Source organism: Kitasatospora gansuensis (genome assembly GCF_014203705.1).
In the GTDB taxonomy this organism is placed as follows: domain Bacteria; phylum Actinomycetota; class Actinomycetes; order Streptomycetales; family Streptomycetaceae; genus Kitasatospora; species Kitasatospora gansuensis.
The window spans coordinates 6,246,678-6,270,766 of sequence record NZ_JACHJR010000001.1; the positions used below are offsets into that span (position 1 = coordinate 6,246,678).

Sequence of the window (24,089 nt, forward strand, 5' to 3'; positions counted from 1 at the left end):
GGTGCCTGAGTGTCGGGCGGGGTCCGGTAGCGTCGACCCTGCCATGGATCTCGCATACATTCCGAGCCCGTCGCGGGGGGTCCTCTATCTGGGGCCCATCCCGCTTCGCGCCTACGCCTTCTGCATCATCATCGGTGTCGTCGTGGCCGTCTGGCTCGGCAGCAGGCGATGGGTCGCCCGGGGCGGTGCCAAGCACACCGTCGGCGACATCGCCGTCTGGGCGGTGCCGTTCGGCCTGGTCGGCGGCCGCCTCTACCACGTGATCACCGATCACCAGCTGTACTTCGGCGACGGCAAGAACCCCTGGAACGCCTTCAAGATCTGGGAGGGCGGCCTCGGCATCTGGGGCGCGATCGCGCTCGGTGCGGTCGGTGCCTGGATCGGCGCCCGCCGCCGGGGTGTCCCGCTGCCGGCCTACGCCGACGCGATCGCCCCCGGCATCGCGCTGGCCCAGGCTTGCGGCCGCTGGGGCAACTGGTTCAACCAGGAGCTGTACGGCCGGACCACCGACCTGCCCTGGGGCCTGGAGATCCACAAGGTCGAGTCGGACGGCTCGGTGGTGGACGGGGTTTTCCACCCGACCTTCCTGTACGAGTCGCTCTGGTGCGTCGGTGTCGCGCTGCTGGTGATCTGGGTGGACAAGCGGTTCACCCTCGGTCACGGCCGGGCCTTCGCGGTGTACGTCGCCGCCTACAGCGTGGGCCGGTTCTGGATCGAGGACCTGCGGATCGACGAGGCGCACCACGTGCTCGGGCTGCGGCTGAACGAGTGGACCGCGGTGGTCTGCTTCCTCGGTGCCATCGCCTATCTGGTGATCGTCGGGAAGAAGCGCCCCGGCCGGGAGGACCCGGACTCGATCGACCCGGCCGCGCACGTCGGTGAACTGACGTTGTCCGAGCCGGAGTCCGCCGCCACCGGTGCGGACCAGGACCCCGCAGCCCCGACCGACCAGGAGCCGGGGAAACCCGCCTGACCTGCTGACTTCCAACTCCTCGGCCGCCCTGCACCGTTTCGGTGCGGGCGGCCGAAGTGCTGTTCGGACAGCCTTACTTTGCTGGAAACGATCGTTTCATCGGACTACCTTTCAAGGCGTCAGGAGTTTTCGCAGCACGCCGTACTGGGGGCCCACGCAGTGACCGTGACCATCGCCGAGCCGCTCGCCGAGGAGAACCCGATGCCGCGCATCCCGGCCGAGGGGCACCACCGGGACGTCAACGGTGGCTGGCTCCGCCCGGCGGTGTTCGGGGCGATGGACGGGCTGGTCTCCAACTTCGCGCTGATGACCGGCGTGGTCGGCGGCGCGGTCTCCACCAGTACGGTGATCATCACCGGCCTGGCCGGGCTGGCCGCCGGTGCCTGCTCGATGGCGGCCGGCGAGTACACCTCGGTGGCCTCCCAGCGCGAGCTGGTCGAGGCCGAGATCGAGGTGGAGCGGCTGGAGCTGCGCCGCAACCCGCAGGGCGAGCTGGCCGAGCTGGCCGAGCTCTACATCTCCCGGGGGGTCGAACCCGAGCTGGCCCACGAGGTGGCCAGGCAGCTCACCACCGACCCGGAGCTGGCCCTCGAGGTGCACGCCCGCGAGGAGCTCGGGGTCGACCCGCACGACCTGCCGTCGCCGATGGTGGCCGCGGTCTCCTCGTTCGGCTGCTTCGCGCTCGGCGCGCTGCTCCCGCTGCTGCCGTACCTGCTCGGCGCCACCTCGCTGCTGCCCGCGCTGGTGATCGCGCTGATCGGGCTGTTCCTGTGCGGCGCGGTGGTGGCCAGGGTGACCGCGCGCAGCTGGTGGTACAGCGGGCTGCGGCAGCTGCTGCTGGGTTCGGCGGCGGCCGGGGTGACCTACCTGCTCGGTGCGCTGATCGGTGGACGGGTCGGCTGACCCGACACTGTATGAATATGACCTTCCCCACATGGATCACCGGGTAGACCCGCACTGATCCCGTCGAAGCCGGGGCCGGGCCGCAGAATCTCATGTCCGGCTCGGTGATCGGAGAAGGATTCGCAGGACCCCCCTTCTCAGGATGTGGACGGGGCATTACGTCCCTGTTTCGCTCCCGGCGACAGGGGGCACACTGGTGGGAGCACGCGGACGAGCGTTCGCCTCCCGCCAGCTCTGTTACTAGCCGGTAATAGCCCGTGACCAGGGCACCTTGTCCGCCATCTGGACGTGACATTCCACTTCTCGGGATGTCCGGCATCATGTAACCTGCACGAAATCGCAAGAGGGCCAACGTCGTCCCTACTGCAACAAGCACCTTGCCAGAGACGACGACGGGAGAGCCGATGCTGTCTGCATCCATGCACTCCGCCAACGAGCCCCAGCAGGCCGCAGCCCGGCCCTACGCGCTCGTTCCGGATGCGCGACCCACTGCTCAGGGCCTGTACGACCCGCGTAACGAGCACGATGCCTGTGGCGTCGGTTTCGTCGCCACGCTGACCGGCATCGCCGACCACACCATCGTTGACCAGGCCCTCACGGTGCTGCGCAACCTGGAGCACCGGGGCGCCACCGGCGCCGAGCCGGACTCCGGTGACGGCGCGGGCATCCTGACCCAGGTCCCGGACGCCTTCCTGCGCTCGAAGGTCTCCTTCGAGCTCCCGGCGGCCGGCTCCTACGCCGTCGGCATCGCCTTCCTGCCGGACGAGGACGCGGCCGACGCCGCCGCCGTCGCGCAGATCGAGGCGATCGCTGCCGAGGAGAACCTCACCGTCCTGGGCTGGCGCGACGTGCCGGTCACCCCGGACCTGCTCGGTGCCACCGCCCGTTCGGTGATGCCGCGCTTCCGCCAGATCTTCGTGGCCGGCGGCGAGCTGTCCGGCATCGCGCTGGACCGGGTCGCCTTCGTCCTGCGCAAGCGTGCCGAGCGTGAGGCCGGGGTGTACTTCCCCTCGCTCTCCGCCCGCACCATCGTCTACAAGGGCATGCTGACCACCGGTCAGCTGGAGCCGTTCTTCCCCGACCTCTCGGACCGGCTGTACGCCTCCGCGATCGGTCTGGTGCACTCGCGGTTCTCCACCAACACCTTCCCGAGCTGGCCGCTCGCCCACCCGTACCGCTTCGTCGCGCACAACGGCGAGATCAACACGGTCAAGGGCAACCGGAACTGGATGACGGCGCGTGAGTCCCAGCTCGCCACCGACCTGATCCCTGGCGACCTCAGCCGGATCTTCCCGATCTGCACCCCGGACCACTCCGACTCCGCCTCGTTCGACGAGGTGCTGGAGCTGCTCCACCTGGGTGGCCGTTCGCTGCCGCACTCGGTGCTGATGATGATCCCGGAGGCGTGGGAGAACCACGCCACCATGGACCCGGCCCGCCGCGCGTTCTACCAGTACCACTCCAACCTGATGGAGCCCTGGGACGGCCCGGCCTGCGTGACCTTCACCGACGGCAACCAGATCGGCGCGGTGCTCGACCGCAACGGCCTGCGCCCGGCCCGGTACTGGGTCACCGAGGACGGCCTCGTGGTGCTCTCCTCCGAGGTCGGCGTGCTCGACATCGACCAGGAGAAGGTGGTCAAGAAGGGCCGCCTGCAGCCCGGCAAGGTCTTCCTGATCGACACCGCCGAGGGGCGGATCGTCGAGGACGAGGAGCTCAAGGCCCAGCTGGCCGGCGAGCACCCGTACGAGGAGTGGGTCGCGGCCGGTCAGATCGAGCTCGGCAAGCTGCCGGAGCGCGAGCACATCCACCACACCCACGCCTCGGTGACGCGTCGTCAGCAGACCTTCGGCTACACCGAGGAGGAGCTGCGGGTCATCCTGGCCCCGATGGCGAAGTCCGGTGGTGAGGCGCTCGGTTCGATGGGCACCGACAGCCCGATCGCCGCGCTCTCCGAGAAGCCCCGGCTGCTCTTCGACTACTTCATCCAGCTGTTCGCGCAGGTCACCAACCCGCCGCTGGACGCCATCCGCGAGGAGCTGGTCACCTCGCTGCTCAGCAACCTCGGTCCGGAGGGCAACCTGCTCGCCGCCGAGGCGGCGCACTGCCGTTCGGTCGGCCTGAGCTTCCCGGTGATCGACAACGACGAGCTCGCCAAGCTGATCCACATCAACGCGGACGGCGACCAGCAGGGCCTGAAGGCCGTCACGCTGTCGGGCCTGTACAAGGTCTCCGGCGGCGGCGAGGCGCTGGCCGCCCGGCTGGCGGCGATCGCGGCCGAGGCCGACGCGGCGATCGCCGACGGCGCCCGGATCATCGTGCTGTCGGACCGTCACTCGGACGCCGAGCACGCGCCGATCCCGTCGCTGCTGCTCACCTCCGCCGTGCACCACCACCTGATCCGGACCAAGCAGCGCACCCAGATGTCGCTGATCGTCGAGGCCGGTGACGTCCGCGAGGTGCACCACGTCGCGCTGCTGATCGGCTACGGCGCGGGCGCGGTCAACCCGTACCTGGCGATGGAGTCGGTCGAGGACCTGGTCGAGCAGGGCACCTTCCTGACCGGGATCGAGGCCGAGAAGGCCATCAAGAACCTGATCAAGGCGCTCGGCAAGGGCGTGCTCAAGGTGATGTCCAAGATGGGCATCTCCACTGTGGCCTCGTACCGCGGTGCCCAGGTCTTCGAGTCGATCGGCCTCTCCCAGGAGCTGGTGGACAGCTACTTCGCCGGTACCACCACCAAGCTCGGCGGCATCGGCCTGGCGGAGATCGCCAAGGAGGTGGCCGCGCGCCACGCCAAGGCGTACCCGGCCTCCGGCATCTCCGCCGCGCACCGCGCGCTGGACATCGGTGGCGAGTACCAGTGGCGCCGCGAGGGCGAGCCGCACCTGTTCGACCCGGACACGGTGTTCCGCCTGCAGCACTCCACCCGGTCGCGCCGCTACGACATCTTCAAGCAGTACACCGAGCGGGTGAACGAGCAGTCCGAGCGGCTGATGACGCTCCGTGGCCTGTTCAAGTTCGACGGCAAGGGCCGCGCCCCGATCTCGATCGACGAGGTCGAGTCGGTCTCCGAGATCGTCAAGCGGTTCTCCACCGGCGCCATGTCGTACGGCTCCATCTCGATGGAGGCGCACGAGACGCTGGCCATCGCGATGAACCAGCTCGGCGGCAAGTCCAACACCGGTGAGGGCGGTGAGGACCCGGAGCGCCTGTACGACCCGGCCCGCCGCTCGGCGATCAAGCAGGTCGCCTCCGGCCGGTTCGGCGTCACCTCCGAGTACCTGGTGAACGCGGACGACATCCAGATCAAGATGGCCCAGGGCGCCAAGCCCGGTGAGGGCGGTCAGCTGCCCGGCCACAAGGTCTACCCGTGGGTTGCGAAGACCCGGCACTCCACCCCGGGTGTCGGCCTGATCTCGCCGCCGCCGCACCACGACATCTACTCGATCGAGGACCTGGCTCAGCTGATCCACGACCTCAAGAACGCCAACCCGGCGGCCCGCATCCACGTGAAGCTGGTCTCCGAGGTCGGCGTCGGTACGGTCGCGGCCGGTGTCTCCAAGGCGCACGCGGACGTGGTGCTGGTCTCCGGCCACGACGGCGGTACCGGTGCCTCCCCGCTCACCTCGCTCAAGCACGCGGGCGGTCCCTGGGAGCTCGGCCTCGCCGAGACCCAGCAGACCCTGCTGCTGAACGGTCTGCGGGACCGGATCGTGGTCCAGACGGACGGTCAGCTCAAGACCGGCCGCGACGTGGTCATCGCCGCCCTGCTGGGCGCCGAGGAGTTCGGTTTCGCGACCGCGCCGCTGGTGGTCTCCGGCTGCATCATGATGCGGGTCTGCCACCTGGACACCTGCCCGGTCGGCGTCGCCACCCAGAACCCGGTGCTGCGCGAGCGCTTCTCCGGCAAGCCCGAGTTCGTGGTGAACTTCTTCGAGTTCATCGCGGAGGAGGTCCGGGAGATCCTGGCCGAGCTGGGCTTCCGCACCATCGAGGAGGCCGTCGGCCACGCCGAGCTGATCGACGCCGCCGACGCGATCACGCACTGGAAGGCGGCCGGTCTCGACCTGGCCCCGCTGTTCCACGTGCCGGAGCTGCCCGAGGGCGCCGCGCTGCACAACACCACCACGCAGGACCACGCGCTGGACAAGGCGCTCGACAACCAGCTGATCGAGCTGGCCGAGGACGCCCTGGAGCGCGGCGACGCGGTCCGGATCCAGCTCCCGATCCGCAACGTCAACCGGACGGTCGGCACCATGCTCGGCCACGAGGTGACGAAGCGTTACCGGAGCGAGGGCCTGCCCGAGGGCACCATCGACGTCACCTTCACGGGTAGCGCCGGCCAGTCCTTCGGCGCCTTCGTGCCCAAGGGCATCACGCTCCGGCTGGAGGGCGATGCCAACGACTACGTCGGCAAGGGCCTCTCCGGCGGTGTGCTGATCGTCCGCCCGGCGCGCGACGCGGCCGCCATCGGCGCCGACGCGCAGAACCACGTGATCGCGGGCAACACCATCGGGTACGGCGCCACCTCGGGCCGGATCCACCTGCGGGGCAAGGCCGGTGAGCGTTTCGCCGTCCGTAACTCCGGTGCCACCCTGGTGGTCGAGGGCGTGGGCGACCACGGCCTGGAGTACATGACCGGTGGACGGGTCGTCGTTCTGGGTGAGACCGGACGTAACCTGGCAGCGGGCATGTCCGGCGGTATCGCGTACGTGCTGGACCTGCGTCCGGCCAACGTGAACGACGGCATGGTGGGCATCGAGGCCCCGACCAACGCCGACCGGGACTGGCTGCGCGAGACCGTGCAGCAGCACTACGAGGAGACCGGCTCCACCGTGGCCGCCGAGCTCCTGGCTGACTGGGCCGGCGGGGTCTCCCGCTTCTCCAAGATCATGCCGACCGACTACAAGGCTGTGCTCGCCGCCAAGGACGCCGCTGAGCGCGATGGCCTCTCCGAGGCCGAGACCACTCGCAAGATGATGGAGGCGGCAAATGGCTGACCCCAAGGGCTTCCTGACCACGCCCAAGCAGCTGGCCGAGCGCCGTCCGGTGGACGTTCGTCTGCGGGACTGGAACGAGGTCTACGTCGAGCGCAGCCTCCTTCCGATCATCACCAAGCAGGCCGGCCGCTGCATGGACTGCGGCATCCCGTTCTGCCACAACGGCTGCCCGCTCGGGAACCTGATCCCCGAGTGGAACGACCTCGCCTTCCGGGACGACTGGACCGGCGCGATCGAGCGGCTGCACGCGACCAACAACTTCCCGGAGTTCACCGGGCGGCTGTGCCCGGCTCCCTGCGAGTCGGCGTGTGTCCTCGGCATCAACCAGGACGCGGTGACCATCAAGAACGTCGAGGTCACCATCATCGACAAGGCGTGGGACAACGGCGGGGTCACCCCGCAGATCCCCGAGCGCCTGTCCGGCAAGACCGTCGCGGTCGTGGGCTCAGGACCGGCCGGTCTCGCGGTGGCCCAGCAGCTCACCCGGGCCGGGCACACCGTGGTGGTGTACGAGCGCGCGGACCGGATCGGTGGTCTGCTCCGTTACGGCATCCCCGAGTTCAAGATGGAGAAGCGCCACATCAACCGCCGCATCGAGCAGATGCGCGCGGAGGGCACCCGCTTCCGTACCGGGGTCAGCGTCGGCGAGGACATCACCGGGCAGCAGCTGCGCGAGCGTTTCGACGCCGTCGTGGTCGCCGCCGGTGCCACCACCGCGCGTGATCTCCCGGTCCCCGGGCGGGAGTTCAAGGGCATCCACCAGGCGATGGAGTACCTGCCGCTGGCCAACAAGGTGCAGGAGGGTGACTTCGTCGAGCCGCCCATCAGCGCCAAGGGCAAGCACGTGGTGGTGATCGGCGGCGGTGACACCGGCGCCGACTGCCTGGGCACCGCGCTCCGGCAGGGGGCCGCCTCGGTCACCCAGCTGGAGATCATGCCGCGCCCGAGCGACGAGCGCCCCGGCAACCAGCCCTGGCCGACCATGCCGATGACCTACAAGGTCACCTCCGCGCACGAGGAGGGTGGCGAGCGCGTCTACGCGGTCAACACCACCCACTTCACCGGCGACGAGGACGGCAACGTGGCCGAACTCCACCTCGTGGAGGTCGAGTTCAAGAACGGCAAGTTCGAGCCGGTGCCCGGCACCGAGCGGGCCATCCCGGCCCAGCTGGTCACCCTGGCGATGGGCTTCACCGGCACGGACGTGAAGAACGGCCTGGTCGAGCAGCTCGGCGTCGAGCTGGACGCCCGCGGCAACGTGAACCGGGACGGCCAGTTCGCCACCAACGTGGACGGCGTGTACGTCTGCGGCGACGCCGGCCGTGGCCAGTCGCTGATCGTCTGGGCCATCGCGGAGGGCCGTTCGGCCGCCGCCGCGGTGGACAAGTACCTGGGCGGCAAGACCGCGCTGCCCGCCCCGATCCGCCCGACCGACCGCCCCCTGGTGGTCTGACCGACCCTCACCTGAAACCGCCGGGCGCTCGTTGTCCGGCCGCACCAACCGCTTGCCCGTCAGAGCCGCCGGGCTCATGCGGTACCTACGGCGCCTGCCCCCTCCCCGACCAAGTTGGGGGCAGGTGCCGTTCCGCGTTTTCCGGGCCAGGGGCGAGGGTTTGCGGACCCTGGGTGTTTGCTGAGCGTGTGCGCCGACCTGACAGCAAATGCCGTACTGTTCCCGGGTTTTGGTACGACTTGCCGCACCTCGCCGGATATAGGCTCCGATCCGGCCCGGTCAAGTTTGTTGACGGTTGAATAGCAGGTCACCTAGGGCCACAGTGGAGCCAGTGGCGACCGGGTCCGGGCTCGAAGTCGACGGCCCCCGGTGCCACTTCTCATCGGTGCTCCAACGCCCGTTTCCCGCTCTCTCTTCGTACTGCTCACGGACCATCCCGTCAAGGGCCGGTCCGGCGTACCCGAAAACGACGATGCGGTGCCGGTCGGGCTCGGCCGGCATCAGAGGAAGGACCAACCGTGGCTCAAGTGACGGCAGTCGAGGCCCAGCAGTGGCTGATCGAGAAGATCGCCCATCGGCTCGGGGTGGCGCCCGGGGAGGTCTCGCCCGAGCAGTACTTCGACGAGCTGGACCTGGACTCCACCGAGGCGCTGATCCTGGCCGGCGAGATGGAGAACTGGCTCGGCTTCGAACTCGGCACCACCACGCTCTGGTACCACCCCACCATCAAGGACCTGGCCGCCCACATCGCGGAGGAGTGCGGTCAGCGTGCCTCCGCGTAGGCCGGGGCCGGTCGCGGTCCTCCCGTTACGCCGGGCATCGCGAGGCGGCCACACCGTCCATCTGGTGCACCCCGGGGCGCTCGCCGCCCAGGTGTACCGCACCCTCGCCGATGCCCTCCCGGAGGGCGTCGGACTGACCGTGCTCGACCTCTCGGCCTCCCCCGAGTACGGGGAGGCCGCCCTCACCGGAGGTCGGGCCGACACCACCGTCGAGGCCCTCGCCGACTGGCTGGCCGCAGAACTGACGGACCGTCAACTCTCCTTGGTGGGTTGGTCGTTCGGCGGAGTCGTGGCCCAGTCGATGGTCGAGCGACTGCCCGCCGACCGGCGCCCGGAGCGGCTGGTGCTGCTGGACAGCATCGCGCCGACCGAGGAGTACCAGCAGCCCGACGAAGCCCTCGAACCCCCGTTGCTGCTGGGCTGGTTCGCGATGTACCTGGGCGCCAAACGCGGTCGCCCGGTACCGCTCGACCCGGCGGCGCTCGCCGGCTGCGGCGTCGACGACGGGCTCCCGCTCGTCCTGGACGCCGCCACCGCGAGCGGTGCACTGCTCCCGGACACCCCGCTGCCCGGCCTCCGCAAGCTCTACGACACCTATGTCGACGGGCTGTTGCGCAACAACCGACTCACCGCGCCGTACCGGCCGAAGCCGTCGAGCGTCCCGCTGGTCCTGGTGAAGGCCGAACACAGCCTGATCCCCGGGGACCCCACGCTCGGCTGGCAGCCGCTCGCCCCGCACGGGCTCAGCCTGGCGGTGGCTCCCGGCGACCACTACACCATGCTCACCCGACCTGACGCCGCCCAGGCCATCGCCCGCCTGGTCCTCCCCGCCTAGGTCCGCGCGAACCATCCGGGCCGGCCCGTGCCCTCGCCGAGCCATGCCCGGATGGCCTCCGGCCACCGAGACCAAGAGAGCCCGCCGTGAACTCTTCGCAGCCAGCGCACTCCTCGAACCATTCGACCGTTCCGCCTCACGACAACGCCACCAGACCGAGCGAACGCGAGCTGGACCGTCGCCTCGCCCGCGACCCGATCGCCATCGTCGGCCTCTCCGCCCTGTACCCCAAGTCCCGTGACCTGCGGGAGTTCTGGGGAAACGTGGTGGAGGCGGCGGACTGCATCGAGGACGTCCCGTCGACCCACTGGGACCTCGACGAGCACTACGACCCGGACCCGAGCGCCCCGGACAAGACCTACTCCCGGCACGGCGGGTTCATCCCCACCGTGGACTTCAACCCGATGGAGTTCGGCCTGCCGCCGACCACCCTGGAGGTCACCGACGTCCTCCAGCTGCTCAGTCTGGTGGTCGCCCGCGACCTGCTCAAGCACGCCGGGGCCGAACAGCCCTGGTACGACGCCTCGCGCACCGGTGTGGTGCTCGGCATCACCGGTGCCAACCAGCTCACCCAGCCGCTCTCGGCCCGGCTGCAGACCCCGGTGCTCAAGGAGGTGGCGCGCAGCGTCGGCCTCTCCGAGCGGGACGCCGAGGAGATCGCCGAGAAGTTCAAGCTGGCCTTCGCGCCGTGGGAGGAGAACTCCTTCCCCGGCATGCTGGGCAACGTGGTGGCCGGGCGGATCGCCAACCGGCTCGACCTCGGTGGCACCAACATGACCATCGACGCCGCCTGCGCCAGCTCGCTCGCCGCTGTGAAGACCGCCGTCAGTGAATTGCTGGAGGGGCGCGCGGACACCATGCTGGCGGGCGGCTGCGACGCCGAGAACACCATCTTCATGTACCTGTGCTTCGCCAAGACCCCGGCGTTCTCCAAGGCCGGCCGGATCCGGCCGTTCGACAAGGAGGCCGACGGCACGCTGATCGGCGAGGGCATCGGCATGCTGGCGCTGCGCCGGCTGTCCGACGCCGAGCGGGACGGCAACGAGATCTACGCCGTCATCCGCGGCATCGGCTCGTCCAGCGACGGCCGGTTCAAGTCGATCTACGCCCCCCGCAAGGAGGGTCAGATCGTCGCCCTGGAGCGGGCCTACGAGGACGCCGACTGCTCACCGGAGAGCGTCGAGCTGTTCGAGGCGCACGGCACCGGTACGGCGGTCGGCGACGCGACCGAACTGTCCGCGCTGGCCGCGGTGGTGTCGGGGGCGACCGAAGCGAAGCAGTACGCGGCGGTCGGCAGCGTGAAGTCGCAGATCGGGCACACCAAGGCGGCGGCCGGCGCGGCCGGGCTGATCAAGCTCTCGATGGCGCTGCACCACAAACTGCTGCCGCCGACCATCAACGTGGACGAGCCGAACCCGGCGATCGACTTCGCCAACAGCCCGTTCTACGTCAACACCGAGAGCCGGCCGTGGATTCGCGACCCCGAGCGTGAGCACCGCCGGGCGGCGATCTCCTCGTTCGGCTTCGGGGGGACCAACTTCCACTTCGTGCTGGAGGAGTACGGCGACGGCGACGACCTCAAGGTGGTCTTCCCGGTCGCCCGGGTGCACCGGTGGCACGCGCCGACCGTGGCGGCGCTGACCGGTGCGCTGGCCGGTCCGGCCTCGCTCGAACCGGCCCCGGCCGACCACCCCCGGGTGGCGCTGGTGGCCAGGAACGACGCCGAACTGGCCGAGCTCACCGCGCTGGCCGTCGCCGAACTGACCGCCAAGCCGGACGCCTCGGACTGGGCACACCCCAAGGGTGTGTACTTCCGCCGCCGGGCCGGTGAGACCGGCAAGATCGGCGCACTGTTCGCCGGTCAGGGCAGCCAGTACGTCAACCCGGGCCACCGGGCCGTGCTCGCCGTCCCGCCGCTGCGGGCCGCCTTCGACGCCGCCAACCGGCACTTCGCGGGGGCCGAACCGCTCTCCCGGGTGGCCTTCCCGGCGCCCGCCTTCGACCCGGCGGCCAAGGCCGGGCAGGAGGACGCGCTCCGCCGTACCGAGTACGCGCAGCCCGCGATCGGCGCGCTGGCGGCCGGTCAGTTCCGCTACCTGAGCGAGCTGGGCTTCGCGGCCGACGGCCACCTCGGCCACAGCTTCGGCGAGTTGACCGCGCTCTGGGCCTCCGGCGCGCTGGACGACGACGCCTTCTTCGAGCTGGCCCGGGCCCGGGGAGCGGCGATGGCGCCGCCCGCCGAGGCCGGGTTCGACCCGGGCGCGATGGCCGCGCTCAGCGCGACCGACCGGCAGATCGCCGAACTGCTGGGTCAGTTCGGCGGGTTGACGGTCTGCAACCGGAACGCGGCCGACCAGATCGTGGTCGGCGGCGGCACCGACGAGGTCGAGCGGCTGGTCGCGGCCGCGAAGGCGGCCAGGGTTCGAGCGAGCCGGCTGCCGGTCTCGGCGGCCTTCCACACGCCGTACGTGGCGCACGCGGTGGAGGCGTTCCGGGCGAGCGTCGCGCGGGTCGAGATCCGTGAGCCGCACGGGCCGGTGTACGCCAACACGCCGGGCGCGGCGTACGGCGCCGACCAGGCCGCCAACCGGCGGGTGCTGGCCGAGCAGTTGGTGAACCCGGTGCACTTCGCCGACCGGGTGGAGGAGATGTACGCGGGCGGGTTCCGCACCTTCGTGGAGTTCGGGCCCAAGGGCGTGCTGACCCAGCTGGTCCGCCGCATCCTGGGCGACCGGCCGCACGTCGTGGTCCAGCTCGACCCCGGCCCCGGTGCGGACGCCGACCTCGCGCTGAAGCGCGCGGTGGCCCAACTGGTGGTGCTGGGCCTGCCGTTGTCGGTGGACGACCCGTACGTCCTGGTGCCGGAGCCGGTCGCGCCGGTGAAGGGCATGACCGTCCCGCTGAACGGCATCAACCATGTCCCCGAGCACCGGCGGGCCGCGTACCGGGAGGCGATCGACAACGGCTACCGGGTCACCCTGCCGACCGTCGAGGTCCACGTGCCGGTGCCCGTCCCGGTTGAGATGCCGCCGGTCGAGGTGCCGGTCGAGGTAGCCGCTTCCGTTCCCGTACCGGCCCCCGTGGCCGCCGTTGTCCAGGAGACCGAACACGTGGACCACGATCGTCAGCCCGACCGGCTGTCCGAGCTGATCACCGATCACCTCGCCCTGCACGACGACTACCTGAACGGGCAGCTGCAGAGCGCCGAACGACTGGCCGGACTGCTGGAGAACGCCGCCGACCAGGGCCGCCTGCCCGAGATCCTCGGCGGCGTGACGGCGGTCAAGGAGCACGGCCTCGCCATCGGCCGGACCCACCTGCGGGCCAACGAGATCCTCCGCGACCTGGCCGCGCTCGAACTGGGCGGTGTGCAGGCTTCTGCCGCGGCTGTCGCCCCAGCAGCCCCGGCAGTGGCCCCCGCGCCGGCTCCCGTGCTGGCCCCGGCGCCGGCCCAGGCTGCGCTGCCGCCGGCTCCCGTGGCCGTCGCCCCGCTGCCGGTGGCCGCCGCACCCGCCCCGGTGGTGGCACGGCCCGCAGCGCCTGTCCCGGCCCCGGCCCCCGTGGTTGCCGCCGGTCCGTCGGCGGACGAGGTGGCCGCTGCGCTGTTGGCGGTGGTGTCGGCGAAGACCGGCTACCCGGCGGAGATGCTGGACCTCGACATGGACGTCGAGGCGGATCTGGGGATCGACTCGATCAAGCGGGTCGAGATTCTGGGTGTGCTGTCGGAGCAGTTCCCGAGTGATGTGCACGTCGGCCCCGAGCAGCTGGGTGAGCTGCGCACGCTGGGTCAGATCGTCGAGTTCATGTCGGCGAGTGCGGCTCCGGTTCCGGTGATTGCCGCCGGTCCGTCGGCGGACGAGGTGGCTGCCGCGCTGTTGGCGGTGGTGTCGGCGAAGACGGGTTACCCGGCGGAGATGCTGGACCTCGAGATGGATGTCGAGGCGGACTTGGGGATCGACTCGATCAAGCGGGTCGAGATTCTGGGTGTGCTGTCGGAGCAGTTCCCGAGTGATGTGCACGTCGGTCCGGAGCAGTTGGGTGAGCTGCGGACGCTCGGTCAGATCGTCGAGTTCATGGCCGGTGCCACGGCTTCCGCGGCCCCGGCCGCCCCAGCTGCGCAAGCCGGTCCCTCCGCGGCTGACGTCGCGTCGGCGCTGCTCGCCGTGGTCGCCGCCAAGACGGGTTACCCGGCGGAGATGCTGGACCTCGAGATGGATGTCGAGGCGGACTTGGGGATCGACTCGATCAAGCGGGTCGAGATTCTGGGTGTGCTGTCGGAGCAGTTCCCGAGTGATGTGCACGTCGGCCCCGAGCAGCTCGGTGAGCTGCGCACACTGGGCCAGATAGTCGAGTTCATGTCCGGCACCGCCGCTCCGGCGGCTCCCGCGCCGCAGCCCGAGCCGGTGGCGGCCCCCGATCCCGCCCCCGTTCCGGTGGCCCCCGGTCGGCTCGGCCGGGCGCAGGCCACGCTGGTCGAACTCCCGCTGCCGGACCGGCTGGTGGGCGCGTACCCGGCGGGCTCCGCCGCCCTGCTGGTGGACGACGGCGGTGAGCTCACCCCCGGGCTGGCCGCGCGGCTGACCGCCACCGGCTGGCAGGTCCAGCTGCTCCGCCTGCCCGGGGTCACCCGGCAGCTGCCGGAGGTCCGCGACTTCGCCCTCTCCGGCTGGGGCGTCACCGAACTGGCCGAGAAGATCGAGCAGTTGACCCCGGTCAGCCTGGCCGTCACCTTCTCCACCCGGCCGGACAGCGACTGGGCGGACGGCGTCCGCCGGCTGTCCCACGCGCTGCTCACCGCCAAGCACCTGGTCGAGCCGCTGACCCGGGCCGCAGGCACCGGCCGCGCGGGCTTCGTGACCGTGACCCGGCTGGACGGTGGCTTCGGTCTGCACGGGGTCGAGGAGGCGCTCACGCCCTCGGGCGGCTTCGGCGGCCTGGTGAAGACCCTCGCGGTCGAGGCGCCCGAACTGTTCTGCCGCGCGGTCGACCTGGCGCCCGGGCTGCCCGCCGCCAGCGCCGTCTCGCTGGTGCTGGACGAGCTCTGGGACGCCGCCAGCGAGCCGGTCCAGGTCGGTCACGACGGCACCCGCCGGGTCGCCCTCGGCCTGACCGAGCAGTCCGCCGCGCCGCTCTCCGGCGAGGTCGCCCCGCTGACCGCCGAGGACCTGATCGTGGTCACCGGCGGGGCCCGGGGCATCACCGCCCGCTGCGTGGTCGACCTGGCCACCGCCCACCGTCCCGGCTTCCTGCTGCTGGGCCGCACCGAGCTCGGCGACGAGCCCGCCTGGGCCCACGGGGTCACCGGTACGGCCGAGTTGAAGGCCGCCGCGGTCGACCAGCTGAAGACGGTGGGGGAGAAGCCGACCCCGAAGCGGGTCGAGCAGCTCTTCCGGTCCGTGGTCGGCGAGCGGGAGATCCGCCGCACGCTGGCCGAGGTCGCGGCCGCCGGCAGTCGGGTCGAGTACCTGGCGGTGGACATCACCGACGCCGCCGCGACGGCCGCCGCGCTCGCCCCGTACGCGGGGCAGGTCACCGGTGTGGTGCACGGCGCCGGGGTGCTGGCCGACCAGCTGATCGGCGCCAAGAGGCTGTCCGAGATCGAGCGGGTCTTCGCGCCCAAGCTGACCGGGCTGCGCTCGGTGCTGGACGCGCTGCCCGCCGACGGACTGCGGCACGTGCTGCTGTTCACCTCGGTGGCCGGGTTCTTCGGCAACCGGGGCCAGTCCGACTACGCGATGGCCAACGAGGTGCTGAACGCCTGGGCGGCCGGCTGGAAGCGCAAGCACCCGCAGGCCCGGGTCACCGCCCTGAACTGGGGCGCCTGGGACAGCGGGATGGTCTCCCCGCAGATCAAGGCGGTGTTCCAGGAGCGCGGCATCACGCTGATCCCGGAGTCCGTCGGAACCGCCCTGTTCACCGGGCAGTTCTCGCCGGAGCACGGCAACGACGTGGTGACGGTGCTCGGCCCGACCACCCCGCTCTCGGTGCGGGAGACCGCGGTTCCGGCCGCGACCGTGCTGGAGCGCAGGCTCGACGTACTGGCCGCCGAGCCGATCGTCGCCGACCACGTGATCGGCGGGGTGCCGGTGCTGCCGGCCGCGCTGGCCCTGGGCTGGGCGATCGGCGCGGTCGAGCGGCTCAGCGGGGGGACGGTCCGTCAGGTCCGCGACTTCGCGGTGCACAAGGGGGTGCTGTTCGACGGCACCGAGCAGGGCAGCTTCCAGCTCGGCGCGGCCCCGGCCGGGGACGGCGCCACCACGGAGGTGACGATCCGTTCGGTCGCCGCCGACGGTACCGTCCGCCCGCACTACGCGGCCGGGGTGGTGCTCGGCGCCGACCCGGCGACCGAGACCAGCCGGCCGAGCGTGGCCGGACTCCCGGCGCTCGGCCAGGGCCGGGACGCGAGCGGGTTCTACACCGACGGGACGCTGTTCCACGGCGAGTCGCTGCGCGGTCTGCGGCGGGTGCTCGCGGAGCAGGAGTCGCGGCTGGTGCTGGAGGCCGCACTGCCCGAACACCGGCCCGGCAACGGGGCGTTCGGCGGCCAGCTGTACGGCCCCGGCACGGCGGACCTGCTGCTCCAGGCCGGTCTGGTCTGGATGAAGCTGTACCGCGCCACGGCCAGCCTGCCGCTCTCGGTGGCCCGCGCCGAGTTCCACCAGGAACTGCCCGACGGCGAGCCGTTCCTGATCGTGGTCGAGCCGGTCTCCAGCAACGGCAGCACGGCCAGCCTGACCGTGACCGCCTGCGCCCCCGGCGGTCGGGTGCTGGCCCGGCTGGGCGGGGTGAGCCTGGTCTCCACCCCGCAGCTGGCCGCCAAGTTCGTCACCAACTAGGCGTACTCGCCCCTCGGCCCGGTTCCCGGCCGGCCACCTCCCCTGTGGTGGCCGGCCGGGCCCGGCCGACAAGCTCCGGAAGGACCACAACGTGAGCAAGTACGCCATCGTCGGCCTGTCCTGCCTCTTCCCCGGGGCCGGGACGCCCGAGGAGTTCTGGCAGAACCTGAGCGGCGGCGTCGACAGCCGTCGGGAGGGCGGGCCCGAGGTCTTCGGCCCGGCCGCCGACCCGCGCGACGAGGACCCGGCACACCGGATCTACTGCAGCAAGGGCGGTTTCGTCACCGGCTTCGAGTTCGACCCCAGCGGTTACCTGCTGGACGCCGACCGGCTGGCCCGGCTGGACCGGGTCTTCCACTGGTCGCTGCACGTGGCCCGGGAGGCCCTGCGCGACAGCGGCTACGCCGACCGCGCCGAGGTACTGGCCCGGACCGGCCTGATCCTCGGCAACTACTCCTTCCCGACCCCGAGTTCGGCCCGGCTCAGCCTGCCACTGGTGGACCAGGCGGTCCTGGCGGGCCTGCGGCTCGCGGGTCTGGACGGCCTGGCGGCCCCGGTCGCCCCGGCTGCCGAACCGGAGGACGCCCGGGTCAGCGGCGCCCCGGCCCGGGTGGCCGGAGCCGCGCTCGGCCTCGGCGGTCCGCGGTTCGCCCTGGACGCCGCCTGCTCCTCCGCGCTCTACGCCCTCAAGCTGGCCTGTGACCAACTCGCCGCCGGCCAGGCCGACCTGGTGCTGGCGGGCGGGGTCTGCGCACCCGACCCGACCCTGATCCACCTCTCCTTCTCCGACCTGCACGCCTACCCCGAGAACGGCTTCAGCCAGCCCTTCGACGCCGCCTCGGCCGGCATCCTGACCGGCCAGGGCGCCGGCATGGTGGCCGTCAAGCGGCTCGCCGACGCCCAGCGCGACGGCGACCGGATCCACGCCGTGATCGACGGCATCGGCCTCTCCAACGACGGCGCGGGCCGTCATCTGCTGGTCCCCAACGCCGCCGGACAGCACCGCAGTTACCAGCTCGCCTACGCCGAGGCCGGGGTGGCCCCGGGCGACATCGACTACCTGGAGTGCCACGCCACCGGCACCCCGATCGGGGACAGCACCGAGGCCGACTCGGTGGTCCGCTGGTTCGGCGAGCAGGGCTCGGTGCCGCTGCTCGGCTCGGTCAAGGGCAACATCGGCCACCTGCTGACGGTGGCCGGGCTGAGCAGTCTGCTGAAGGTCGTGCTGGCCATGCAGCACGGCGAACTCCCGCCCACCATCGGCGTGTCCGCGCCGGTCAACGAGGCGATCGGCGGTGCGCTGGTGCGCGCGCGGACCGGCTGGCCCGCGCACGAGGGCCCGCGCCGCGCCGCGGTCTCCGCCTTCGGCTTCGGCGGCACCAACGCCCACGTGGTGCTGTCCGGCGCGGCCGAGCCCGCGCAGGCCGAACTCGCGCTCACCGCACCGGCACTGGACATCGTCGGCCTGGGCGCGCACTTCGGCTCGCTGGAGTCGGTGGACGCCTTCGAGCGGGCCCTGCACGACGGCGGCGACGCCTTCCGCCCGCTGCCCGAACTCCGCTGGCGCGGACTGGAGTCCACCACCGGCGGCGCGCTGGAACAGGCCGGTCTGGACGCCGGGACGCTGCCCGAGGGCGGCTTCGTCGACCAGGTCGCGATCGACCCGGCCGACTACCGGATCCCGCCCGCCGACCTGCGCAACTACAACCTCCAGCACGCCCTGATGGCCAAGGTCGCCGACGAGGCGCTGACCGACGCCGGGTTCGACCGCACCGCCCCGGCCGGGCAGTCCGGTCCCGACCCCCGGCGGGTCGCGGTGCTGGTCGCGATGGAGATCGAGCCCAGCGCCCACCTGCACCTGGCCAGGTACGGCCTGGCCGGCCGGCTGCGCGAGGCGTACCGGGTGGCCGGCCTCGAACTGACGGACAGTCAGGTCGAGGAGCTCGCCCAGGCCGCCCGGGACGGCGTGCACCAGCCGATCGTGGCCAACGAGGTGCTGAGCTACATCGGCAACATCATGGCCAGCCGGATCTCCTCGCTGTGGAACCTGACCGGCCCGTCCTTCACCATCTCCTCCGACGGCGCGGGCACCGCAGAGGCGCTCGACATCGCCCGGCTGCTGCTGCTCGACCCGGAGATCGAGGCCGTGCTGGTCGGCGCGGTGGACCTGGCCGGTTCGCCGGATGGGCTGCTGCTCCGCCCCACCCCGCCGGTGGCGGGCGCCGGGCTGAGCTTCGGCGCGGGCAGCCAGGGCTGGCGGATCGGCGAGGGCGCGGGCGCGGTGGTGGTCACCCGTCCCGGTGGCGACCGACCGGTCTACGCCCGGCTGGACGCCTCGGTGGTCCGGCACGCCGTGCCGGTCGACGGCGTGCTGCCGGAGGCGGACGCGGAGCTGCTGGCCGACGCGGCCCGGCAGGCGCTGGAGCTGGCCGGCATCGGCGCCGACCAGGTCGGCTACCTGGAGGCGCACGCGGGCGGCACGCCCGTCCTGGACGCGGCCGAACTGACCGCGCTGGCCGCCGTCTACCCGGCCGGGCGGACCGAGCTCGCGCTCGGCAGCGCCAAGGCCCAGCTCGGCGACACCCAGGGCGCCGCCACCATGGCGGGCCTGCTGCGCGCGGTGCTCGCCCTGCACCACGGCTACCTGCCCGGGGTCCCCGGCTGGCAGCGGCCGGCCGAGGAGCACACCGAGCGGTTCGCGGCCGGCGGCTTCTACGTGCCGGAAACCTCCCGCCCCTGGCTGCGGACCGACCGCGCGACCCGGCGGTACGCCGGGGTCAGCTTCCTCGGCGCCGGTGGCGCGCACGGTCACCTGGTGCTCTCCGCCGGGCAGACCCGGGGCTCCGTCGTCGAGCGGGACTGGCGACGGGCCGCCGGCCCGGTGCTGCTCGCGCTCGGTGCCGAGGACCACCCGGGGCTGCTCACCGAACTCGACCGGCAGCTCGGACTGTTGGCGGACGGCGCCGACCCGTACGCGCTCGCGGTGGCCGCCGCCGAGCGGCTGACGGAGCGGCAGACCGCCCGGGTGGTCCTGGTGGCCACCGACGCGGCCGGACTGCGCGGGCAGCTGGAGGCCGCCGTCCGCGACCTGCCGGGTGTGCTGGAGCGCGGCGAGGAGTGGGCCACCCCGGCCGGCAGCTTCGCCACCGCCCGGCCGATCGGCCCGGACGGCAAGGTCGCGCTGGTCTACCCGGGCGCCTTCAACTCCTACCCCGGTCTGGGCCGGGACCTGTTCCGGGCCTTCCCTGGACTGCTCACCCGCTTCGAGGCCGAGGCGGAGCAGCCGGACCGGGCGTTCCGCTCGGCCATGCTCCACCCGCGCGGTCAGCAGGCGTTCGGCAAGCGGGAGTTGATGGCGCTGGAGGAGAAGCTCGGCGGCGACCTGCCGTTCATGCTGGCCACCGGCACCAGCTTCGCGATCCTCTACACCGACCTGGTGCGCGAGCTGCTCGGGGTCCGGGCGCACGGCGCCTTCGGCTACAGCCTGGGGGAGAGCAGCATGCTGTTCGCCACCGGCGGCTGGCAGCGCGAGGCCCGCCGGGACGACCGGATCAGCGCCACCCCGCTGTTCAAGGACCGGCTCACCGGCGCCCGCCGGACCGTCCGCGAGCTCTGGCAACTGCCGGACGACACCCCGGACCCGGCGGTCTGGGCCAGCTTCGTGCTGCTCACCGACGCGGACCGGGTGCGGGAGGCACTGGCCCGGTACGACCGGCTCTTCCTGACCCATGTGAACACCCCGACCGAGGTGGTGATCGCCGGGGCACCGGACCAGTGCCGGGCCCTGATCGCCGAGTTGGGCTGCCCCTCGGCCCGCTCCCCGGTCAACTCGGTGATGCACTGCCCGGTGGTGGACGGCGAACTGGCCGGCCTGGCCGAGCTGAACGACCACCCGGTCGGCTCGCCGGGCGACCTGCAGCTGTTCAGCGCGTACGACTACGACACGGTGGCCGGGCTGTCCCGGGAGACCGTGGCGGAGCGGATCGCGCACACGCTGCGCAGCACCATCGACTTCCCCCGGCTCACCCGCACCGCGTACGAGCAGGGCTTCCGGTACTTCATCGAGGTCGGCCCGAGCTCCACCTGCACCCGCTGGGTGCGCGAGTCGCTCGGCCAGGACGCCCATGTGGCGGTCTCGGTCGACCGGCGCGGGGTGCCGGCCGCGAAGTCGGTGGCCCAGCTGGCCGCCCGGCTGCTGGCGCACGGCGTGCCGCTGGACCTGTCCGCCCTGCTGGGTGTGCTGCCCGCGCCGGCCCGCAAGCGGCTGCGCTTCCCGGTCGGCGGTGGCCCGGCCATCCCGGCCGCCGTCGCCGCGGCCGCCGCTCCGGTGCTCAGCCGGGTCCGGGTGCCCGCGATGGCCGGTGCCGTCGGGTCCCCTCCGGTACCCGCCGCACCGACTCCCGCTGCCGCCCCGGTGCCCCCGGTGCCCGCCGCTGCCGCCCCGGTGTCCTCGTCTTCTCCGTCCGGACCAGTCGGTCCCGTCCCGCTGGAGGGCCACGCCCCGATGCCTGTCGACCCGTCAGTCGCCGATCCCGAGGTCATCGCCTTCGACGGCGAGCCGATCTCCTTCCTGCCCTGGGCCGAGCCCGAGCCGGTCGCCGACCCCCGTCCGGCGGTGGCCGCCGCGGAGCGTCCGGCCCCGGTCGGCGGGTCCGCCGCCACCGAGCTGGTGCGTGAACTGCGCGAGCAACTGCTCGCCACGCACTCGGTGGTGATGGAGACCCAGCGCGTCCTGCAGGAGTCCACCCTCGCCCGGGCGGAGGCGATGCTCACCGAGGCGCCCGTCGACGCCGGGCTGCCAGTCCTCCCGGCGCCCGAGCCGATCAGCTTCTCCGTCCAGACCGCCCTGCCCGCACCGCCGGCCGCCACCCACGACATCTGGGAGTCCCGGCCGGACGGCGTGATCTGGGACCAGGTCGATCTGCTGGAGTTCGCCACCGGCAGCCTGGCCAACGTCTTCGGCGCCCAGTTCGCCGAGATCGACGGCTACGCCAAGCGGGTCCGGCTGCCCGCCCCGCCGTACCACTTCGTCACCCGGGTCACCGACCTGAAGGCGGAGACCGGTGTCTACCAGCCGTCGTTCATCCGCACCGAGTACGACGTGCCCGAGGACGCCTGGTACACCGTCGACGGTGGCGTGCCGCCGGCTGTGGCGATCGAGGCCGGGCAGTGCGACCTGCTGCTGATCAGCTACCTGGGCATCGACTTCCGGAACAAGGGACAGCGGGTCTACCGCCTGCTGGACTCCACCCTGGTCTTCCACGGCGACCTGCCGAAGGCCGGCCAGACGCTGCGCTACGACATCTCGATCAACCGCTTCGTCACCCAGGGCGAGACCACGCTCTTCTTCTTCTCCTATCTCTGCTACGCCGACGGGGAGTTGATCCTCGAACTCAAGGACGCCTCGGCCGGCTTCTTCAGCCAGGCCGAGCTGGACACCCCGCTCGGGGTGGTGACCACCGAGAAGCAGAAGGCCGCCAGGGCGGCGCTCACCAAGGGCTGGTTCAAGCCGCTCGCCGACACCGACCGGAACCACCTGACCGCCGAGCACCTGGAGCTGCTCGCCCAGGGCCGCCCCGGCGAGGTGTTCGGCCCGCACCACGCCCAGGACGCCGGGCTGAACCCGGCGCTGCGCCTGCCGGTGGCCAAGCTGCGGATGATCGACGAGCTGACCATCGACCGCACCGGTGGCCCGCGCGGCCTCGGTCTGCTCAGTGCCCGCAAGCAACTGGAGCCGAACGCCTGGTACTTCGAGTGCCACTTCCCCGACGATCCGGTGCTGGCCGGCTCGATGGTGGCCGAGGGCGCGGTGCAGGCCCTGCAGTCCTACCTGCTGCACCAGGGCATGCACCTGGTGCTGCCGGACGCGCGCTTCCAGACCATCATCGGCCTGCAGACCGAGGTGCAGGTGCGCGGCCAGATCACGCCGCAGCACAGCGAGATCCGGTACGAGATCGAGGTGATGGAGCTGACCCTGCTCCCGCGCCCTTCGGTGATCGCCGACGTCCTGGTCTACCTGAGTGACAAGCCGGTGATCCGGATGCACAACTTCGGCATCCAGATCCGGGAGAAGGAAGGCACCCCGTACCGTCCGGGCGAGGGCGGCGTGCCGGTCTTCCTGGGCCGCCGGAACCGCTCCGGCGAGCCCGCGATGATCAACGAACTGCACCTGGCGCACGCCGCCAAGGGCGACCTGGGCACGGCGATGGGCCCCGAGTTCGACGTCTACGCGAACAGCCGGGCACCCTACATCCCCAACGGGGACTTCCAGTTCGTCGACCGGATCATGTCGCTCAAGGGCACCCGGGGCGACCTGAACCCGGGGTCCGAGATGATCACCGAGTACGACTCCCCGGCCGACGCCTGGTACTACACCCAGAACTCGCACCCGCACATGCCCAACGCGGTGTACATGGAGAGCTCGTTGCAGGCCGCCATCCTGCTCGGCTACTACCTCGGCGCCACCCTCAAGCGGCCCGAGGAGCAGTACGCGATCCGCAACCTGGACGGCCGGGCCACCCTGGTCAAGGACCTCGACCTGCGGGGCAAGACCATCCGGCACCACTCCAAGCTGCTGATGACCAGTGCGATGTCCGGCGCAGTGCTGCAGAACTTCAGCTACGAACTCTCCGCCGACGGCGAGGTGTTCTACACCGGCGAGTCGCTGTTCGGCTACTTCAGCGACGCCGCGCTGGCCAACCAGGCCGGGCTGGACGCCGGGAAGTTCGTCGCCCCCTGGATCGAGCAGGAGCGACCCGCCGCCGAGCGGGTCCGACGGATCGAACTCCCGGCCGACGCACCGGCGTTCACCGACCCCAGCGGCGGCCGGCTGCACCTGCCGGGCGAGCACTACGCGCTGGTGGACCGGGTGGACCTGGTCGCCGACGGCGGCCGGCACGGCGCGGGCTACCTGCACGGCTACCGCGAAGTGCGGCCCGACGAGTGGTACTTCGACTGCCACTTCCACCGCGATCCGGTGATGCCCGGCTCGCTCGGAGTGGAGGCGGTGCTCCAGGCGCTGCGGCTGTTCGTGCTGGAGCAGGGTCTGGCCGAGGGTGTCGAGCGGCCGAGGTTCGGGCTGGCCACCGAGGTCGAGACCTCCTGGAAGTACCGGGGTCAGATCCTGCGCCATGACCGGGAGTTGAGCTTCGACGTGCACGTGAAGGAGATCCGCCGCGAGCCCGGACGGGTGGTGGTGATCGCCGACGCGGACCTGTGGAAGCCGGGGCTGCGCATCTACGAACTGACCGACGTGGCCATCGAGGTCCGTACCGAAGCCTGACCGCCCTCCCACGCGCTAGGAG

8 protein-coding genes are annotated in these 24,089 nt (G+C 71.7%); all 8 read left to right on the forward strand.

The genetic code is table 11. The features are described from left to right. Nucleotides 1–43 precede the first annotated feature (43 nt). The 8 genes from lgt to F4556_RS28260 all read left to right on the forward strand — a co-directional run bounded on the left by lgt (nucleotide 44) and on the right by F4556_RS28260 (nucleotide 24,067). Nucleotides 44–973 (forward strand): prolipoprotein diacylglyceryl transferase, encoded by a 930-nt coding sequence (gene lgt / locus F4556_RS28225; protein ID WP_184920945.1) that lies wholly within the window; start codon nucleotides 44–46, stop codon nucleotides 971–973. Nucleotides 974–1,174: 201 nt separating this feature from the next. After that, nucleotides 1,175–1,876, forward strand: coding sequence for a VIT1/CCC1 transporter family protein (locus F4556_RS28230; RefSeq protein ID WP_184925299.1), 702 nt, complete (start codon nucleotides 1,175–1,177; stop codon nucleotides 1,874–1,876). A gap of 419 nt (nucleotides 1,877–2,295) precedes the next feature. Continuing rightward, nucleotides 2,296–6,879 (forward strand): glutamate synthase large subunit, encoded by a 4,584-nt coding sequence (gene gltB / locus F4556_RS28235; RefSeq protein ID WP_376775806.1) that lies wholly within the window; start codon nucleotides 2,296–2,298, stop codon nucleotides 6,877–6,879. After that, nucleotides 6,872–8,332: a glutamate synthase subunit beta gene (locus tag F4556_RS28240; RefSeq protein WP_184920947.1), complete on the forward strand. Its 1,461-nt coding sequence runs from the start codon at nucleotides 6,872–6,874 to the stop codon at nucleotides 8,330–8,332. Before gltB ends, F4556_RS28240 begins: the two co-directional genes overlap by 8 nt. A gap of 527 nt (nucleotides 8,333–8,859) precedes the next feature. Continuing rightward, nucleotides 8,860–9,114 (forward strand): acyl carrier protein, encoded by a 255-nt coding sequence (locus tag F4556_RS28245; protein ID WP_313068733.1) that lies wholly within the window; start codon nucleotides 8,860–8,862, stop codon nucleotides 9,112–9,114. A 64-nt stretch (nucleotides 9,115–9,178) separates the two neighbouring features. Continuing rightward, the gene (locus F4556_RS28250; RefSeq protein WP_313068734.1) at nucleotides 9,179–9,949 is read left to right on the forward strand and encodes an alpha/beta fold hydrolase; all 771 of its coding nucleotides are present in this window, start codon (nucleotides 9,179–9,181) and stop codon (nucleotides 9,947–9,949) included. 86 nt (nucleotides 9,950–10,035) lie between these two features. Beyond that, nucleotides 10,036–16,785 carry a type I polyketide synthase gene (locus F4556_RS28255; RefSeq protein ID WP_184920960.1) on the forward strand — a complete coding sequence of 2,250 codons (6,750 nt, stop codon included), beginning with the start codon at nucleotides 10,036–10,038 and terminating at the stop codon, nucleotides 16,783–16,785. Between the two features lie 91 nt (nucleotides 16,786–16,876). Next, complete coding sequence (locus tag F4556_RS28260; RefSeq protein ID WP_184920962.1) at nucleotides 16,877–24,067, forward strand: beta-ketoacyl synthase N-terminal-like domain-containing protein; 7,191 nt, start codon at nucleotides 16,877–16,879, stop codon at nucleotides 24,065–24,067. The last annotated feature ends 22 nt before the right edge of the window (nucleotides 24,068–24,089 follow it).

Coding starts and splice junctions, on each gene's coding strand:
- lgt (WP_184920945.1), top strand. CDS start 44: ATGGATCTCGCATACATTCCGAGCCCGTCGCGGGGGGTCCTCTATCTG.
- F4556_RS28230 (WP_184925299.1), top strand. CDS start 1,175: ATGCCGCGCATCCCGGCCGAGGGGCACCACCGGGACGTCAACGGTGGC.
- gltB (WP_376775806.1), top strand. CDS start 2,296: ATGCACTCCGCCAACGAGCCCCAGCAGGCCGCAGCCCGGCCCTACGCG.
- F4556_RS28240 (WP_184920947.1), top strand. CDS start 6,872: ATGGCTGACCCCAAGGGCTTCCTGACCACGCCCAAGCAGCTGGCCGAG.